Annotated in this window: 22 protein-coding genes; all 22 read left to right on the forward strand. The window is 61.7% G+C overall.

Annotation, left to right across the window (positions count from 1 at the left end; translation table 11 throughout):
- Nucleotides 1-15: 15 nt before the first annotated feature.
- The 22 genes from rpoC to rpsH all read left to right on the forward strand — a co-directional run bounded on the left by rpoC (nucleotide 16) and on the right by rpsH (nucleotide 17,306).
- On the forward strand, nucleotides 16-4,254 hold the full coding sequence (gene rpoC, locus ACK8OU_RS05275) for a DNA-directed RNA polymerase subunit beta' (protein WP_410302334.1): 4,239 nt from the start codon (nucleotides 16-18) through the stop codon (nucleotides 4,252-4,254).
- Between the two features lie 63 nt (nucleotides 4,255-4,317).
- Complete coding sequence (locus tag ACK8OU_RS05280) at nucleotides 4,318-5,190, forward strand: DMT family transporter (protein ID WP_410302335.1); 873 nt, start codon at nucleotides 4,318-4,320, stop codon at nucleotides 5,188-5,190.
- Nucleotides 5,191-5,451: 261 nt separating this feature from the next.
- The gene (rpsL, locus tag ACK8OU_RS05285) at nucleotides 5,452-5,823 is read left to right on the forward strand and encodes a 30S ribosomal protein S12 (RefSeq protein WP_010399029.1); all 372 of its coding nucleotides are present in this window, start codon (nucleotides 5,452-5,454) and stop codon (nucleotides 5,821-5,823) included.
- Nucleotides 5,824-5,835: 12 nt separating this feature from the next.
- On the forward strand, nucleotides 5,836-6,306 hold the full coding sequence (gene rpsG / locus ACK8OU_RS05290) for a 30S ribosomal protein S7 (RefSeq protein ID WP_250046523.1): 471 nt from the start codon (nucleotides 5,836-5,838) through the stop codon (nucleotides 6,304-6,306).
- A 9-nt stretch (nucleotides 6,307-6,315) separates the two neighbouring features.
- A complete protein-coding gene (gene fusA / locus ACK8OU_RS05295; protein ID WP_410302336.1) occupies nucleotides 6,316-8,433 on the forward strand; it encodes an elongation factor G in 2,118 nt (705 codons plus the stop codon).
- 78 nt (nucleotides 8,434-8,511) lie between these two features.
- On the forward strand, nucleotides 8,512-9,687 hold the full coding sequence (gene tuf / locus ACK8OU_RS05300; protein WP_410302327.1) for an elongation factor Tu: 1,176 nt from the start codon (nucleotides 8,512-8,514) through the stop codon (nucleotides 9,685-9,687).
- Nucleotides 9,688-9,889: 202 nt separating this feature from the next.
- The gene (rpsJ, locus tag ACK8OU_RS05305; RefSeq protein WP_036639457.1) at nucleotides 9,890-10,198 is read left to right on the forward strand and encodes a 30S ribosomal protein S10; all 309 of its coding nucleotides are present in this window, start codon (nucleotides 9,890-9,892) and stop codon (nucleotides 10,196-10,198) included.
- A 10-nt stretch (nucleotides 10,199-10,208) separates the two neighbouring features.
- Nucleotides 10,209-10,934, forward strand: a complete 726-nt coding sequence (rplC, locus tag ACK8OU_RS05310) for a 50S ribosomal protein L3 (protein WP_250042344.1) — start codon at nucleotides 10,209-10,211, stop codon at nucleotides 10,932-10,934.
- Nucleotides 10,931-11,551, forward strand: coding sequence for a 50S ribosomal protein L4 (gene rplD / locus ACK8OU_RS05315; RefSeq protein ID WP_410302337.1), 621 nt, complete (start codon nucleotides 10,931-10,933; stop codon nucleotides 11,549-11,551). Before rplC ends, rplD begins: the two co-directional genes overlap by 4 nt.
- Nucleotides 11,548-11,844, forward strand: a complete 297-nt coding sequence (locus ACK8OU_RS05320; protein WP_410302338.1) for a 50S ribosomal protein L23 — start codon at nucleotides 11,548-11,550, stop codon at nucleotides 11,842-11,844. Before rplD ends, ACK8OU_RS05320 begins: the two co-directional genes overlap by 4 nt.
- Before the next feature lie 143 nt (nucleotides 11,845-11,987).
- Complete coding sequence (rplB, locus tag ACK8OU_RS05325; protein WP_410302339.1) at nucleotides 11,988-12,824, forward strand: 50S ribosomal protein L2; 837 nt, start codon at nucleotides 11,988-11,990, stop codon at nucleotides 12,822-12,824.
- Nucleotides 12,825-12,827: 3 nt separating this feature from the next.
- Nucleotides 12,828-13,106 carry a 30S ribosomal protein S19 gene (gene rpsS / locus ACK8OU_RS05330; protein WP_250042336.1) on the forward strand — a complete coding sequence of 93 codons (279 nt, stop codon included), beginning with the start codon at nucleotides 12,828-12,830 and terminating at the stop codon, nucleotides 13,104-13,106.
- Nucleotides 13,107-13,111: 5 nt separating this feature from the next.
- Entirely contained in the window at nucleotides 13,112-13,492 is a 381-nt protein-coding gene (gene rplV, locus ACK8OU_RS05335) for a 50S ribosomal protein L22 (protein WP_250042334.1), read from the forward strand.
- A complete protein-coding gene (rpsC, locus tag ACK8OU_RS05340; protein WP_250042332.1) occupies nucleotides 13,492-14,202 on the forward strand; it encodes a 30S ribosomal protein S3 in 711 nt (236 codons plus the stop codon). Before rplV ends, rpsC begins: the two co-directional genes overlap by 1 nt.
- A 13-nt stretch (nucleotides 14,203-14,215) precedes the next feature.
- On the forward strand, nucleotides 14,216-14,629 hold the full coding sequence (gene rplP / locus ACK8OU_RS05345) for a 50S ribosomal protein L16 (protein WP_410302340.1): 414 nt from the start codon (nucleotides 14,216-14,218) through the stop codon (nucleotides 14,627-14,629).
- Between the two features lie 182 nt (nucleotides 14,630-14,811).
- Complete coding sequence (gene rpmC / locus ACK8OU_RS05350; RefSeq protein WP_250042327.1) at nucleotides 14,812-15,012, forward strand: 50S ribosomal protein L29; 201 nt, start codon at nucleotides 14,812-14,814, stop codon at nucleotides 15,010-15,012.
- A gap of 13 nt (nucleotides 15,013-15,025) precedes the next feature.
- Nucleotides 15,026-15,259 carry a 30S ribosomal protein S17 gene (rpsQ, locus tag ACK8OU_RS05355; protein WP_410302341.1) on the forward strand — a complete coding sequence of 78 codons (234 nt, stop codon included), beginning with the start codon at nucleotides 15,026-15,028 and terminating at the stop codon, nucleotides 15,257-15,259.
- 80 nt (nucleotides 15,260-15,339) lie between these two features.
- Complete coding sequence (gene rplN, locus ACK8OU_RS05360) at nucleotides 15,340-15,708, forward strand: 50S ribosomal protein L14 (RefSeq protein WP_035714274.1); 369 nt, start codon at nucleotides 15,340-15,342, stop codon at nucleotides 15,706-15,708.
- Complete coding sequence (gene rplX, locus ACK8OU_RS05365; RefSeq protein ID WP_410302342.1) at nucleotides 15,708-16,013, forward strand: 50S ribosomal protein L24; 306 nt, start codon at nucleotides 15,708-15,710, stop codon at nucleotides 16,011-16,013. Before rplN ends, rplX begins: the two co-directional genes overlap by 1 nt.
- Nucleotides 16,013-16,573 carry a 50S ribosomal protein L5 gene (rplE, locus tag ACK8OU_RS05370; RefSeq protein WP_410302343.1) on the forward strand — a complete coding sequence of 187 codons (561 nt, stop codon included), beginning with the start codon at nucleotides 16,013-16,015 and terminating at the stop codon, nucleotides 16,571-16,573. Before rplX ends, rplE begins: the two co-directional genes overlap by 1 nt.
- A gap of 16 nt (nucleotides 16,574-16,589) precedes the next feature.
- On the forward strand, nucleotides 16,590-16,895 hold the full coding sequence (rpsN, locus tag ACK8OU_RS05375) for a 30S ribosomal protein S14 (protein WP_250042320.1): 306 nt from the start codon (nucleotides 16,590-16,592) through the stop codon (nucleotides 16,893-16,895).
- Nucleotides 16,896-16,907: 12 nt separating this feature from the next.
- On the forward strand, nucleotides 16,908-17,306 hold the full coding sequence (gene rpsH, locus ACK8OU_RS05380) for a 30S ribosomal protein S8 (RefSeq protein ID WP_250042317.1): 399 nt from the start codon (nucleotides 16,908-16,910) through the stop codon (nucleotides 17,304-17,306).
- The last annotated feature ends 3 nt before the right edge of the window (nucleotides 17,307-17,309 follow it).

Genomic DNA, 17,309 nt, shown 5'->3' on the forward strand with positions numbered 1-17,309 from the left:
TTCAAGGAATATCAGATGAACCAGGAACTCACCCAGAACCCGTTCAACCCGCTGGCCGCGCCCAAGCAGTTCGACGAGATCAAGATCTCGCTGGCCTCGCCCGAGCGCATCCTGTCGTGGTCCTACGGGGAAATCAAAAAGCCCGAGACCATCAACTATCGCACGTTCAAGCCCGAACGTGACGGGCTGTTCTGTGCGCGTATCTTTGGCCCGATCAAGGATTACGAATGCCTGTGCGGCAAGTACAAGCGCATGAAATATCGCGGCGTCGTCTGCGAAAAGTGCGGCGTCGAAGTCACCCTGCAGAAGGTCCGGCGCGAGCGTATGGGCCATATCGAACTGGCCTCGCCGGTTGCGCATATCTGGTTCCTCAAGTCGCTGCCGTCGCGCATCGGCCTGATGCTGGACATGACCCTGCGCGATCTGGAACGCATCCTTTACTTTGAAAACTATGTCGTGATCGAGCCGGGTCTGACGGACCTTTCCTATGGCCAGCTGCTGACCGAGGAAGAATATCTCGACGCGCAGGATCAGTATGGCGCCGATGCCTTCACCGCCAATATCGGCGCCGAGGCGATCCGCGAAATGCTGTCGGCGATCGACCTGGAGGCCACAGCCGAACAGCTGCGCGACGAGCTGAAGGAAGCCACCGGCGAGCTGAAGCCGAAGAAGATCATCAAGCGGCTGAAGATCGTGGAATCGTTCCTGGAATCGGGCAACCGGCCGGAATGGATGGTGCTGACCGTGCTGCCGGTGATCCCGCCGGAACTGCGCCCGCTGGTGCCGCTGGATGGTGGCCGGTTTGCGACCTCGGACCTGAACGACCTGTATCGCCGGGTCATCAACCGGAACAACCGTCTCAAGCGACTGATCGAACTGCGCGCGCCCGACATCATTGTGCGCAACGAAAAGCGGATGCTGCAGGAATCGGTTGATGCGCTCTTTGACAACGGCCGCCGCGGTCGCGTGATCACGGGCACCAACAAGCGCCCGCTGAAATCGCTGTCCGACATGCTCAAGGGCAAGCAGGGCCGGTTCCGCCAGAACCTTCTGGGCAAGCGGGTCGACTTCTCGGGCCGTTCGGTTATCGTGACCGGCCCGGAACTGAAACTGCACCAGTGCGGCCTGCCGAAGAAGATGGCGTTGGAACTGTTCAAGCCGTTCATCTATTCGCGGCTGGAAGCCAAGGGCCTGTCCAGCACCGTGAAGCAGGCGAAGAAGCTGGTGGAAAAGGAACGTCCCGAGGTCTGGGATATTCTGGACGAGGTGATCCGCGAGCATCCGGTTCTGCTGAACCGTGCGCCCACGCTGCACCGTCTGGGCATCCAGGCGTTCGAGCCGATCCTGATCGAAGGCAAGGCGATCCAGTTGCACCCGCTGGTCTGCTCGGCGTTCAACGCCGACTTCGACGGCGACCAGATGGCCGTTCACGTTCCGCTGAGCCTTGAGGCGCAGCTGGAAGCCCGCGTGTTGATGATGTCGACGAACAACGTTCTGTCGCCGGCCAACGGCGCGCCGATCATCGTTCCGTCGCAGGACATGGTTCTGGGGCTTTATTACACCACGATGGAACGCAAGGGCATGCCGGGCGAAGGCATGGTCTTTGGTTCGGTCGAGGAAGTCGAACATGCGCTGAACGCCGGTGCGGTGCACCTGCATTCCAGGATCCAGTGCCGCGTGAAGCAGATCGACGATGAGGGCAACGAAGTCCTCAAGCGGTTTGAAACCACCCCCGGCCGGGTCCGTCTGGGGGCGCTGCTGCCGCTGAACACCAAGGCGCCGTTCGAGCTTGTGAACCGCCTGCTGCGCAAGAAGGACGTGCAGCATGTGATCGACACCGTCTACCGCTACTGCGGCCAGAAGGAATCGGTCATCTTCTGCGACCAGATCATGGGCATGGGCTTCCGCGAGGCGTTCAAGGCCGGCATTTCCTTCGGCAAGGACGACATGGTCATCCCCGATACCAAGTGGGATATCGTGAATGGTGTCCGCGATCAGGTAAAGGAATTCGAACAGCAATACATGGACGGCCTGATCACTCAGGGTGAAAAGTACAACAAGGTCGTCGATGCCTGGTCGAAATGTTCCGATGCCGTCGCAGCCGAGATGATGAAGGAAATTTCGGCGGTTCGCGTAGATGACGCGGGCGCCGAAATGGAACCGAATTCGGTCTACATGATGTCGCATTCCGGGGCGCGGGGGTCGCCGGCCCAGATGAAGCAGCTGGGCGGGATGCGCGGCCTGATGGCCAAGCCGTCGGGCGAGATCATCGAGACGCCGATCATCTCGAACTTCAAGGAAGGCCTGACCGTTCTTGAATACTTCAACTCGACCCACGGTGCCCGGAAGGGTCTGGCCGATACCGCGTTGAAAACGGCGAACTCGGGTTATCTGACCCGCCGTCTGGTCGACGTGGCGCAGGATTGCATCGTGCGCAGCCATGACTGCGGCACCGAACGTGCGATCACCGCAACCGCGGCGGTCAACGATGGTGAGGTGGTCGCGCCGCTGTCCGAACGTGTGCTGGGCCGTGTCGCCGCCGATGACATTCTTGTTCCCGGCACCGAAGAGGTGCTGGTGCGCAAGAACGAACTGATCGACGAACGCAAGGCCGATGCGATCGAGGGGGCGGGCATCCAGTCGGTGCGTATCCGTTCGGCGCTGACCTGCGAGGCCGAGGAAGGCGTCTGCGCGCTGTGCTACGGTCGCGATCTTGCGCGCGGCACGCTGGTCAACATCGGTGAAGCTGTCGGCATCATCGCCGCGCAGTCGATCGGGGAGCCGGGCACGCAGCTGACGATGCGGACCTTCCACATTGGCGGTATCGCGCAGGGTGGCCAGCAATCCTTCCTTGAGGCAAGCCAGGAAGGCCGGATCGAGTTCCGCAACGCTTCGTTGCTGAAAAACGCTTCGGGCGATCAGATCGTCATGGGCCGGAACATGCAGGTCCTGATCGTTGACGATCAGGGCGAAGAGCGGGCCAGCCACAAGCTGTCCTACGGCTCGAAGCTGTTCGTCAAGGAAGGCGATGCGGTCAAACGCGGCACCAAGCTGTTCGAATGGGATCCCTATACCCTGCCGATCATCGCCGAAAAGGCGGGTGTGGCGCGGTTTGTGGACCTGGTTTCGGGCATCTCGGTGCGGGACGAAACCGACGATGCCACCGGCATGACCCAGAAGATCGTGACCGATTGGCGCAACGCGCCGAAAGGCAACGACCTGAAGCCCGAGATCATCCTGGTGAGCGCCGATGGCGAGCCGGTACGCAATGAGGCCGGTAACCCGATCACCTACCCGATGTCGGTCGACGCGATTCTGTCGATCGAGGAGGGGCAAGAGATCAAGGCCGGTGACGTGGTCGCCCGGATCCCGCGCGAAGGTGCCAAGACCAAGGACATCACCGGGGGTCTGCCCCGCGTGGCGGAACTGTTCGAGGCCCGTCGTCCCAAGGATCACGCCATCATCGCCGAGATCGACGGCTATGTGCGCTTTGGCAAAGACTACAAGAACAAGCGCCGCATCGCCATCGAACCGACGCAGGAAGGGCTGGAACCTGTCGAATACATGGTGCCGAAAGGCAAGCACATCCCGGTGCAGGAAGGCGACTTCGTGCAGAAGGGTGACTACATCATGGACGGCAATCCGGCCCCGCATGACATCCTGCGGATCATGGGGATCGAGGCCCTGACCGACTACCTGATCGACGAGGTGCAGGACGTCTACCGACTGCAGGGCGTGAAGATCAACGACAAGCACATCGAGGTGATCGTTCGCCAGATGCTGCAGAAGATCGAGATCCTCGATTCGGGCGATACGACGCTGCTCAAGGGTGAGCATGTCGACAAGGCCGAATTCGACGAGGAGAATGCCAAGGTCGAAGCGCGTGGCGGTCGGCCCGCGCATGGTGAGCCGGTGCTGCTGGGCATCACCAAGGCAAGCCTGCAGACCCGCTCGTTCATCTCGGCGGCATCCTTCCAGGAAACCACCCGCGTGCTGACCGAGTCCTCGGTTCAGGGCAAGCGCGACAAGCTGGTGGGGCTGAAGGAAAACGTCATCGTCGGCCGCCTGATCCCGGCGGGCACGGGCGGGGCAACGACCCGTGTGCGCAAGATCGCGGCCGAACGCGACCACACGGTCATCGAAGCCCGTCGGGCCGAGGCCGAAGCCGCGGCCGCGCTGGTTGCGCCGTTGGATGTGGCCGAAGCCACCGAGCCGGACTTTGGCCCGGTGGAAACCCCGGAAAGCCGAGACTGATCCGAAGACCAGATGGAAAGGCCCCGCATCCAGCGGGGCCTTTTTTCACGGGATGGGCAAGGCATGACCAACAATCTGCGTGGAATAATCCTGATGACGCTGGCGGCGGCCGGATTCGTCTGCAACGACGCGATCATGAAATACCTCAGCCAGCAGATGCCTTTGGCGCAGGCGATCTTTCTGCGCGGGGTTCCGACGACGGTGGCGCTTGCGGCGCTGGCCGCCCATCAGCGGGTGCTTGGTTTCTGCCCCGACCTGCGTGACCTGCGCCTGATTGGCTGGCGCACCTTTGGCGAGGTGGCAGCCAGTATCACCTTTCTGGTCGCGTTGGTCACGATGCCGTTGGCCACGCTGACGGCAATCATGCAATCCGTGCCGCTTGCGGTGACGCTGGCAGCGGCCTTGTTCCTGCGTGCCCCGATCGGCGTGCGCCGGTTGGCCGCCATCATCATCGGCTTCGCCGGGGTGATGCTGATCGTCAGGCCCGGTGCTGGTGCCTTCGGGGTCGAGTCGATCCTTGGACTGCTGACCGTTGGCTTTGTGGTGGTGCGGGACCTGACCACGCGCCAGCTGGACCGCGCGGTTCCTTCGGTCATTGTCGCGCTTGTTGCATCGGTCGCGGTGATGGGGATGGGGGCGATCTGGATGGGCTTCGTCGGGGGCTGGGTGCCTGTCTCGGCGGGGCAGTGGGCGCTGGTCTGTCTTTGCGCGGCCTTCCTGATCACGGGTTATCTGGGCGTGATCGCGGCGATGCGGGTCGGGGATGTGGACGTGGTCGCGCCGCTGCGCTATGTCGGCCTGATCTTTGCCCTGGTTCTGGGCTGGGTCGTGTTCGGCGACTGGCCGGATCTTGCGACCTTTGCCGGCGCGGCCATTGTTGTCGCCACCGGCATCTACACCTTCCACCGTGAACGCAAGCTGGCGCGGGCGCGATAAGGGCCAGTGTTGACAAGCATCCCGACTCCCCCTATACGCCGCGCTACCCGACGGGCGCAGTCTGTCTGGCGGGCCCCATATTCTATGTGGTCAAGATCCGGGCCTGGCCCCGATCCTCTGAAACTGGGCCGCACCGTCCCCGCAAGGGGGCGTTTGCGGTTATGGCGATTTGCGGACGCGCAAGGCGCCGATGATGTGAAATGCCCCCGAAAGTCGCTGACGGGCGATGATTAAACGGGTTGCAAATATAGGGCGAACCTAATGCCGACGATCCAACAGCTGATCCGCAAACCGCGGCAGCCCAAGGTGCAGCGTTCAAAGTCGCAGCACCTCCAGTCCTGCCCGCAAAAGCGTGGCGTTTGCACGCGCGTCTACACGACGACGCCGAAAAAGCCGAACTCCGCCATGCGGAAAGTTGCCAAGGTCCGTCTGACCAACGGCTTTGAAGTGATCAGCTACATCCCCGGTGAAAAGCACAACCTTCAGGAACACTCGGTGGTTCTGATCCGTGGCGGCCGGGTGAAGGACCTTCCGGGCGTTCGTTACCACATCCTGCGCGGTGTTCTCGATACGCAGGGCGTCAAAGACCGTCGTCAGCGTCGTTCGAAATACGGCGCGAAGCGTCCGAAGTAAGGAGATCTACAGATGTCTCGTCGTCACGCCGCTGAGAAGCGCGAAGTTCTGCCGGACGCCAAGTATGGTGACCGCGTTCTGACCAAATTCATGAATAACCTGATGATCGACGGCAAGAAATCCGTTGCCGAACGTATCGTCTATTCCGCGCTGGAGCGGGTCGAGGGCAAGCTGAAGCGCGAGCCGATCGAAGTGTTCCACGAAGCGCTGGACAATGTGAAACCCTCCGTCGAGGTGCGTTCGCGCCGCGTCGGTGGTGCGACCTACCAGGTCCCGGTCGAGGTCCGTCCGACCCGCCGTGAGGCCCTGGCGATCCGCTGGCTGATTACCGCCGCGAAGAACCGTAACGAAAACACCATGGAAGAGCGCCTTGCCGGCGAACTTCTGGATGCGGTGAATTCGCGTGGTTCGGCCGTGAAGAAGCGTGAAGACACCCACAAGATGGCCGACGCGAACAAAGCGTTCAGCCATTATCGCTGGTAAGGGGGCATCATGGCACGCGAATATCCGCTGAACCTTTACCGCAACTTCGGGATCATGGCCCACATCGACGCGGGCAAGACCACCACGACCGAGCGGATCCTGTTCTACACCGGCAAGTCCCACAAGATGGGCGAGACGCACGATGGCGCCTCGACCATGGACTGGATGGAGCAGGAACAGGAACGCGGGATCACCATCACCTCGGCCGCGACCACGACGTTCTGGGAAAAGACCTACGACGGTCAAAGCCCGGATTCGCCCAAGCACCGCTTCAACATCATCGACACCCCCGGCCACGTGGACTTTACCATCGAGGTGGAACGTTCGCTGGCGGTTCTGGACGGTGCCGTCTGCCTGCTGGACGGCAACGCCGGCGTGGAACCGCAGACTGAAACGGTGTGGCGTCAGGCTGACCGCTACGGTGTGCCGCGGATTGTGTTCGTCAACAAGATGGACAAGATCGGCGCCGACTTCCAGAAGTGCCTGCACATGATCAAGGACCGCACCGGCGCCACCCCGGCCCCGATCGCGTTCCCGATCGGCGCGGAAGACAAGCTGGAAGGCATCGTTGATCTGGTCACCATGGAAGAATGGGTCTGGGAAGGCGATGACGTCGGCGCCACTTGGGTCCACCGTCCGATCCGTGACGATCTGAAGGGCGAAGCCGAAGAGCGGCGCGCGACCCTGATCGAGCTTGCCGTTGAGCAGGACGATGCCGCGATGGAAGCCTACCTGGAGGGCACCGAGCCCGACGTGGACACGCTGCGCGCGCTGATCCGCAAGGGCACGCTGGCGATGGCCTTCGTTCCGGTTCTGGGCGGCTCGGCCTTCAAGAACAAGGGTGTGCAGGCGCTGCTGAACGCGGTTGTCGACTATCTGCCCAGCCCGCTGGACATCCCGCCCTACATGGGCTTTGCCCCGGGTGACGAGACCGAAACGCGCAACATCGCGCGCAAGCCCGAAGATACCGAACCCTTCTCGGGTCTGGCGTTCAAGATCATGAACGACCCCTTCGTCGGCTCGCTGACCTTCACGCGGATTTATTCGGGCGTCCTCAAGAAGGGCGACCAGATGCTGAACGCGACCAAGGGCAAGCGGGAACGCGTCGGCCGCATGATGATGATGCACGCCGTCCAGCGTGAGGAAATCGACGAAGCCTTCGCGGGCGACATCATCGCGCTGGCCGGTCTGAAAGAGACCACCACCGGTGACACCCTGTGCGATCCGACGAAGCCGGTTGTTCTGGAAACGATGACCTTCCCCGAGCCGGTGATCGAGATCGCCGTGGAACCGAAGTCGAAGGCCGACCAGGAAAAAATGGGCCTTGCGCTGGCCCGTCTGGCCGCCGAAGACCCGTCGTTCCGCGTCGAGACCGATTTCGAATCGGGTCAGACCATCATGAAGGGCATGGGTGAACTTCACCTCGACATCCTCGTCGACCGCATGCGGCGCGAGTTCAAGGTCGAGGCGAATATCGGTGCCCCGCAGGTGGCCTATCGCGAAACCATCTCGCGCGAAGCCGAGATCGACTATACGCACAAGAAGCAGACCGGCGGTACCGGCCAGTTCGCGCGCATCAAGCTGGTGATCACCCCGACCGAACCGGGCGAAGGCTACTCCTTCGAATCGAAGATCGTTGGTGGTTCGGTGCCGAAGGAATATATTCCCGGCGTCGAAAAGGGCATCAAGTCGGTCATGGACTCCGGTCCGCTGGCGGGTTTCCCGGTGATCGACTTCAAGGTGGCGCTGATCGACGGTGCTTTCCACGATGTCGACTCGTCCGTGCTGGCGTTCGAAATCGCGTCCCGCGCGGCGATGCGCGAAGGCCTGAAGAAGGCCGGTGCGAAGCTGCTTGAACCGATCATGAAAGTCGAAGTGGTGACCCCGGAAGAATATACCGGCGGCATTATCGGCGACCTGACCTCGCGTCGGGGCATGGTCCAGGGGCAGGACAGCCGCGGCAACGCCAACGTGATCACCGCGATGGTGCCGCTGGCGAACATGTTCGGCTACATCAACAACCTGCGCTCGATGTCCTCGGGTCGTGCGGTGTTCACGATGATCTTCGATCACTACGACGCCGTGCCGCAGAACATCTCGGACGAAATCCAGAAGAAATACGCATAAGAGCGGTGGGCAGACCTGCCCACCCTACCCCCGTAGGGTGCGCCAACGTGCGCACCGCCATCGAACCAGGAGGCCATCATGGCAAAGGCAAAGTTTGAACGGACGAAACCGCACGTCAACATCGGGACCATTGGTCACGTTGACCACGGCAAGACGACGCTGACGGCTGCGATCACGAAGTATTTTGGCGAATTCAAGGCCTACGACGCGATTGACGGTGCGCCGGAAGAGCGTGCGCGCGGGATCACGATCTCGACGGCGCATGTGGAATATGAATCCGAGAGCCGCCACTACGCGCACGTCGACTGCCCCGGCCACGCGGACTATGTGAAGAACATGATCACGGGTGCTGCGCAGATGGACGGCGCGATCCTTGTGGTGAACGCGGCCGACGGCCCGATGCCGCAGACGCGCGAGCACATTCTGCTTGGCCGTCAGGTGGGCATCCCCTACATGGTCGTCTACATGAACAAGGTCGACCAGGTTGACGACCCGGAACTGCTGGAACTGGTCGAGATGGAAGTGCGTGAACTTCTGTCGTCCTACGACTACCCCGGCGACGACATTCCGATCGTCAAGGGCTCGGCGCTGGCGGCGCTGGAAGGCCGTGACCCGGAGATCGGCGAGAATTCGATCCGCGAACTGATCAAGGCGGTTGACGACTACATCCCGACGCCGGCGCGTGCGGTTGACCAGCCGTTCCTGATGCCGATCGAAGACGTTTTCTCGATCTCGGGGCGCGGCACGGTTGTGACCGGCCGTGTGGAACGTGGCGTGATCAACGTGGGCGACGAAGTCGAGATCGTGGGCATCCGCGACACGAAGAAGTCGGTCTGCACCGGCGTTGAAATGTTCCGCAAGCTGCTGGACCGCGGCGAGGCGGGCGACAACATCGGCGCGCTGCTGCGCGGCGTGGACCGTGACGGCGTGGAACGTGGTCAGGTGCTGTGCAAGCCGGGTTCGGTGAAGCCGCACACCCAGTTCGAGGCCGAGGCCTACATCCTGACCAAGGAAGAAGGCGGCCGCCACACGCCGTTCTTCGCGAACTATCGCCCGCAGTTCTATTTCCGCACCACCGACGTGACCGGCACCGTGAAGCTGCCGGAAGGCACCGAGATGGTGATGCCGGGCGACAACCTGAAGTTCGAGGTCGAGCTGATCGCCCCGATCGCGATGGAAGAAAAATTGCGCTTCGCCATCCGTGAAGGCGGCCGCACCGTCGGCGCAGGCGTCGTGTCGAAAATCATCAAGTGATGGCGCGGACGGGCCATGTGGCCCGTTCCGTCCTTGCTAGGAAATGGATTGGTGCGCCGAAAGGCGCGCCAATTGCTCTTGACAGACCGGGCAATGCGCCGTAGGACGCGCGCCTGATCTCCAAGAGATTGCGGTTCGAAGCAGGCGTCGCATGCGGCGGTGTCTGCCTCTCAACCTGAAAGCCCTGCGAAAAGGGAATACCATGACTGGTCAAAACATTCGCATCCGGCTCAAGGCGTTCGATTACCGCGTGCTGGACGCCAGCACCCAGGAAATCGTGAACACCGCCAAGCGCACCGGTGCACAGGTTCGCGGCCCGATTCCGCTGCCGAACAAGATTGAGAAATTCACTGTTCTGCGTGGCCCGCACATCGACAAGAAGTCGCGCGACCAGTGGGAGATCCGCACGCACAAGCGTCTTCTCGACATCGTCGATCCGACCCCGCAAACCGTGGACGCGCTGATGAAGCTCGACCTGGCCGCCGGTGTCGACGTCGAGATCAAGGTCTGAGGAGGGGCTCATGCGTTCTGGTGTTATCGCCAAGAAGCTGGGCATGACCCGGCTGTTCCTTGAAGACGGCAAGCAGGTTCCTGTGACCGTTCTTCAGCTCGACAATCTGCAGGTCGTCGCGCAGCGCACCGCCGACAAGGATGGCTACACCGCCGTTCAGCTGGGCGCGGGCAATGCCAAGGCCAAGCGCACCACCGCCGCACTGCGCGGCCATTTCGCCAAGGCGAACGTGGCCCCGAAGCGCAAGGTTGCGGAGTTCCGTGTGTCGCCGGAAAACCTGATCGAAGTGGGCGCCGAAATCTCGGCCGAACACTACAATGCCGGTCAGTTCGTCGACATCGCCGGCACCTCGATCGGTAAAGGCTTCGCGGGCGTCATGAAGCGGCACAACTTCGGCGGTCTGCGGGCCTCGCACGGCGTGTCGATTTCGCACCGTTCGCACGGTTCGACCGGCCAGTGCCAGGACCCGGGCAAGGTGTTCAAGGGTAAGAAGATGGCCGGCCATCTGGGCGCGGTGCGTGTCACCACCCAGAACATCCAGGTTGTCAAGACGGATGCCGACCGCGGCCTGATCCTGGTCAAGGGCTCGGTTCCGGGCGCCAAGGGCGGCTGGGTCACGATCAAGGATGCGGTCAAGAAGCCGCTGCCGAAGGACGTTCCGATGCCTGCGGCCCTGAAGGGTTCGGCCTCGGCTGCTCCGGCGGAAGAAGTTGCCGCCGAAGGGGGTGAAGCATGAAACTCGATGTGATCAAGCTCGACGCCGGCAAGGCCGGTTCGATCGAACTGTCCGATGACATCTTCGGGCTGGAGCCGCGTGCGGACATCCTGCACCGCGTCGTGCGCTGGCAGCGTGCAAAGGCGCAGCAGGGCACCCACTCGGTTCTGACCAAGTCGGAAGTGTCCTACTCGACCAAGAAGATCTACCGCCAGAAGGGTACCGGTGGCGCACGTCACGGGTCCAAGAAGGCACCGATCTTCCGTCACGGTGGTGTCTACAAGGGCCCGACCCCGCGCAGCCACGCCCACGACCTGCCCAAGAAGTTCCGGGCGCTGGGTCTGAAGCACGCGCTGTCGTCGAAGGCCGCGACCGGCAATCTGGTCGTTCTGGAAGATGTCGTGATGCCCGAAGCCAAGACCGCGATTCTGGCCAAAGCCGCGAAGGAACTGGGCTGGAAGCGCGTCCTGATCATCGACGGGGCCGACGTGAACGAGAATTTTGCCCGCGCCGCGCGCAACATCGAAGGCATCGATATCCTGCCGTCGATGGGCGCCAACGTCTATGACATCCTGAAGCGTGACACGCTGGTGATCACGAAGGCGGGTGTCGAAGCTCTGGAGGCTCGTCTGAAATGAGCGCGAAAGCTGAACATTACGACGTGATCGTCAAGCCGATCATCACCGAGAAAGCCACGATGGCGTCCGAAAACGGCGCCGTGGTGTTCCAGGTGGCGAAGGATGCCAACAAGCCGCAGATCAAGGAAGCGGTCGAGGCCCTGTTTGGCGTCAAGGTGAAGGCGGTCAACACCACCATCACCAAGGGCAAGGTCAAGCGCTTCCGCGGCCAGCTGGGTTCGCGCAGCGACGTGAAAAAGGCCTATGTCACGCTGGAAGACGGAAACACTATCGACGTCTCCACCGGCCTCTGATAGAAGCCAGACGAATCTCGCGGCCCCGGGTTCCGGGGCCGTTGAGTTTTATGTTTCCGGGCGACCGGAGGACATGAGCGGGGCCGTGCACGCGACCCCATACGAAACGGACCTATGGTCCAAAGCAACGGAAGACAGAGAGCATGGCACTCAAGTCGTATAAGCCGACGACGCCTGGCCAGCGTGGGCTGGTTCTGATCGACCGTTCGGAGCTTTGGAAAGGCCGCCCCGTCAAAGCCCTCACCGAGGGTCTGACCAAGACGGGTGGCCGGAACAATACCGGGCGCGTCACCATGTGGCACAAGGGCGGTGGGGCGAAGCGCCTGTACCGCATCGTTGATTTCAAACGCCGCAAGTTCGATGTGGCCGCGACGGTCGAGCGGATTGAATACGATCCCAACCGCACCGCGTTCATCGCGCTGGTCAAATACGAAGATGGCGAGCAGGCCTATGTCCTGGCGCCCCAGCGCCTTGCGGTGGGTGACAAGATCATTGCCGGCGCCAAGTGCGACATCAAGCCGGGCAACGCGATGCCGTTTTCGGGCATGCCGATCGGTACGATCGTCCACAACGTCGAGCTGAAACCCGGCAAGGGTGGCCAGCTGGCGCGTGCCGCGGGGACCTATGCCCAGTTCGTCGGCCGCGATGGTGGCTATGCCCAGATCCGCCTGTCTTCGGGCGAGCTGCGCATGGTGCGCCAGGAATGCATGGCGACCGTGGGTGCGGTGTCGAATGCCGATCACTCGAACCAGAACCTCGGCAAGGCCGGCCGCAAGCGGCACATGGGCGTACGCCCGACCGTTCGTGGTGTTGCCATGAACCCGATTGACCACCCGCACGGCGGTGGTGAGGGCCGGACCTCGGGTGGTCGTCACCCGGTGACGCCCTGGGGCAAGGGCACCAAGGGCAATCGGACCCGCAAGAACAAGTCGACGGACAAATACATCGTCCGCTCGCGTCACGCTAAGAAGGGTCGTTAAGATATGGCACGTTCTGTTTGGAAAGGCCCTTTCGTTGACGCCTATCTGCTGAAGAAAGCGGAAAAAGCGCGCGCGTCGGGCAAAAGCGAAGTGATCAAGATCTGGTCGCGCCGTTCCACCATCCTGCCGCAGTTCGTCGGCCTCACCTTCGGGGTCTACAACGGTCAGAAGCACATCCCGGTCAACGTGACCGAAGAGATGATCGGTCAGAAGTTCGGTGAATATTCGCCGACCCGGACCTATTACGGTCACGCTGCCGACAAGAAAGCCAAGAGGAAGTAAGCGCCATGGGTAAGGAACAGAATCCGCGCCGCGTGGCGGATAACGAGGCGATGGCGAAGACGCGCATGCTTCGCACCTCGCCGCAGAAACTCAACCTCGTCGCCGCGCTGATCCGCGGCAAGAAGGTGGACAAGGCTCTGGCCGATCTGACCTTCTCGAAGAAGCGGATCGCGGGCGACGTGAAGAAGTGCCTGCAGTCGGCGATCGCCAATGCGGAAAACAACCACGGTCTGGATGTCGACAACCTGGTGGTTGCGGAAGCCTGGGTCGGCAAGAACCTGGTGATGAAGCGCGGCCGTCCGCGGGCGCGTGGCCGGTTCGGCAAGATCATGAAGCCGTTTTCGGAAATCACCATCAAGGTGCGTCAAGTCGAGGAGCGTGCGTAATGGGACAGAAGGTTAACCCCATTGGGATGCGTCTCCAGGTCAACCGCACCTGGGACAGTCGCTGGTTCGCCGAATCGAAAGACTACGGCAACCTGCTGCTTGAAGACCTCAAGATGCGTGATTTCATTCACGAAGAGGCCAAGCAGGCGGGTATCAGCCGCGTGATCATCGAGCGTCCGCACAAGAAGTGCCGCGTGACCATTCATGCCGCGCGCCCGGGTGTGATCATCGGCAAGAAAGGCGCCGATATCGAAACCCTGCGCAAGAAGCTGGCGAACTTCACCAAGTCGGAACTGCACCTTAACATCGTTGAGGTTCGCAAGCCCGAACTGGACGCCCAGCTGGTCGCCGAATCGATCGCACAGCAGCTTGAGCGCCGCGTGTCCTTCCGTCGTGCGATGAAGCGCGCGGTTCAGAACGCGATGCGCATGGGTGCCCTTGGCATCCGTGTCAATGTCGCGGGTCGTCTGGGTGGTGCGGAAATCGCGCGGACCGAATGGTATCGTGAAGGTCGTGTGCCGCTGCATACGCTGCGCGCCGACATCGATTACGCGCTGGACGAAGCCTCGACCCCTTATGGGATCATCGGGGTGAAAGTCTGGATCTTCAAAGGCGAGATCATGGAACATGATCCGCAAGCGCGCGACCGCAAGGCTGCCGAGGCCCAGGAAGGCCCGGCTCCGCGTGGCCCGCGCCGTGACGCCCGCTGAGGAGTAACACAAGATGCTGCAACCGAAACGGACCAAGTTCCGCAAACAGCACAAGGGCCGGATTCACGGCGAAGCCAAAGGTGGTTTCAACCTGAACTTCGGGTCCTTTGCACTCAAGGCGACCGAGCCTGAGCGCGTCACCGCGCGGCAGATCGAAGCGGCCCGCCGCGCGATCACCCGTCATATGAAGCGTCAGGGCCGGGTCTGGATCCGCGTGTTCCCGGACGTGCCGGTCTCCTCGAAGCCCACCGAAGTTCGGATGGGTAAGGGTAAGGGCTCTGTCGATTATTGGGCGGCCAAGGTGAAACCGGGTCGAATCATGTTCGAAATCGACGGTGTGGCCGAATCCATTGCGCGTGAGGCGCTGCGCCTTGGTGCGAACAAGCTGCCGGTCATGACGCGTATTGTCGCGCGCGAAGACTGGTAAGCAGACGCAAATGAACGCGGTCCCCCGGGAATATCCCCGGGGGACCGCTTTTTCTTTCGGCTTGCCATTGCCAGTTGGGAAAGCCGGTGATATATCGCGCCGATCCTGGAGACGGGATGGACATAACCCATCAGATGCAGGGTCACCCGCCAGGGGCCCTCTGATGCAAGAAAGGACCTGGGATGAACGCCCAAGAACTCAAGGCGAAGACGCCTGACCAGCTTCGTGACGAACTGGTCGCCCTGAAGAAGGAAGCCTTCAACCTTCGCTTCCAGCAGGCCACCGGTCAGCTTGAGAACACCGCCCGCATGCGTGCCGTTCGTCGTGACGTCGCCCGCATCAAGACGGTGCTGAACCAAAAAGCCGCTGAAGCCGCGAACTGAGGAGTTTCCGAGAATGCCCAAACGTATCCTGCAAGGCACCGTGACCTCGGACAAGAACGATCAGACGATCACGGTTCTTGTCGAACGCCGCTTCAAGCACCCGCTGCTGCAGAAAACCGTTCGTAAGTCCAAGAAATACCGGGCTCACGACGCCAACAACCAATTCAAGGTCGGCGATACCGTTCGTATTGAGGAATGCGCGCCGATTTCGAAGACGAAACGCTGGACGGTTGTCGTCGAGGCCTGAGGCCCCGCGTCATCCGACAGTTTGTCGAAACCCTGGGGCCCTGACTGCATCAGGCGTCCCCAAAGGTCGGGAGAAACCAAATGATCCAGATGCAGACCAATCTGGATGTTGCTGACAACTCCGGCGCTCGCCGGGTGCAGTGCATCAAGGTCCTGGGTGGTTCGCACCGTCGCTATGCGTCGGTGGGCGACATCATTGTCGTTTCCGTTAAGGAAGCCATCCCGCGCGGCCGCGTGAAGAAAGGTGACGTCCGCAAGGCCGTCGTCGTGCGCACCGCCAAAGAAGTCCGTCGTGAAGACGGCACGTCGATTCGCTTCGACCGCAACGCCGCCGTCATCCTGAACAACCAGGGTGAGCCGGTCGGTACCCGTATCTTCGGGCCGGTCGTGCGCGAGCTGCGCGCCAAGAACTTCATGAAGATCATCTCGCTCGCTCCGGAGGTGCTGTGATGGCTGCGAAGCTTCGCAAGGGCGACAAGGTCGTCGTGCTCGCCGGCAAGGACAAGGGCAAGCAGGGTGAGATCACCACGGTTCTTCCGAAAGAGAACAAGGCGATCGTTGATGGCGTGAACATGGCCATCCGTCACCAGCGTCAGACGCAGACCGCACAGGGCGGCCGCGTGGCGAAAGCCATGCCGATCGACCTGTCGAACCTTGCGCTGATGGACAAGGAAGGCAAGGCCACCCGCGTCGGCTTCCGTATGGAAGACGGCAAGAAGGTGCGTTTCGCCAAGACCACCGGGGAGGCCATCTGATGCTGGACCAAGCCACCTATACGCCGCGCCTGAAGACGGTCTACAAGGATCAGATCCGGGCCGCGATGAAGGAAGAATTCGGCTACAAGAACGACATGCAGATCCCGCGTCTGGACAAGATCGTCCTGAACATGGGTGTCGGCGAAGCCGTGAAAGACACCAAGAAGGTCAAGCAGGCCGCCGAGGAGCTTTCGCAGATCGCCGGCCAGAAGGCTGTCATCACCAAGGCCAAGAAGTCGATCGCCGGCTTCCGCGTCCGTGAGGAGATGCCGCTGGGCTGCAAGGTCACGCTGCGCGGTGACCGGATGTATGAATTCCTCGATCGCCTGATCAACATCGCGCTGCCGCGCGTCCGCGACTTCCGCGGCGTCAAGGGCACCTCGTTCGATGGTCGTGGCAACTACGCGATGGGCCTGAAAGAGCAGATCGTGTTCCCGGAAATCGACTTCGACAAGGTCGATGAGGTTCTGGGCATGGACATCATCATCTGCACCACCGCTTCGCAAGACGCGGAAGCGAAGGCGCTGTTGAAGCATTTCAACATGCCGTTCAACAGCTGATCGCGGGAGAGAAGATATGGCAAAAGTCTCTATGGTCGAGCGCGAGAAAAAGCGCGCCAAACTGGTCAAGCAATACGCTGCCAAGCGCGCCGCGCTGAAGGAAGTGGTCGCCGATCAGTCCCGCCCGATGGAAGAGCGTTTCAAGGCGTCTCTGAAGCTCGCGGAACTTCCCCGTAATTCGTCGGCGACCCGGCTGCACAACCGTTGCCAGCTGACCGGCCGTCCCCATGCTTACTACCGTAAGCTCAAACTCTCGCGGATCATGCTGCGCGAACTGGCCTCGTTCGGCCAGATCCCGGGCATGGTGAAGTCGAGCTGGTAAGGAGATCGGGATATGTCGATGAACGATCCTCTCGGCGATATGCTGACCCGCATCCGCAACGCGCAGATGCGCGGCAAGTCCACGGTTCGCACGCCGGCGTCCAAGCTGCGTGCCTGGGTCCTGGATGTGCTGGCTTCGGAAGGTTATATCCGCGGGTATGAAAAAGTGACCGGGGCTGACGGCCATCCGGCGCTGGAAATCAGCCTGAAGTATTTCGAGGGCACCCCGGTGATCCGCGAACTCAAGCGCGTTTCGACCCCTGGTCGTCGTGTTTATGCTTCGGTCAAGGAAATCCCCTCGGTCCGCAACGGCCTTGGCGTTTCCATCGTCTCCACGCCGAAAGGCGTCATGTCGGACGCGGCCGCACGCACAGCCAATGTCGGCGGTGAAGTGCTCTGCACCGTGTTCTAAGGA

This window comes from Pontitalea aquivivens (genome assembly GCF_046507575.1).
Taxonomy (GTDB): Bacteria; Pseudomonadota; Alphaproteobacteria; order Rhodobacterales; family Rhodobacteraceae; genus Pontitalea; species Pontitalea aquivivens.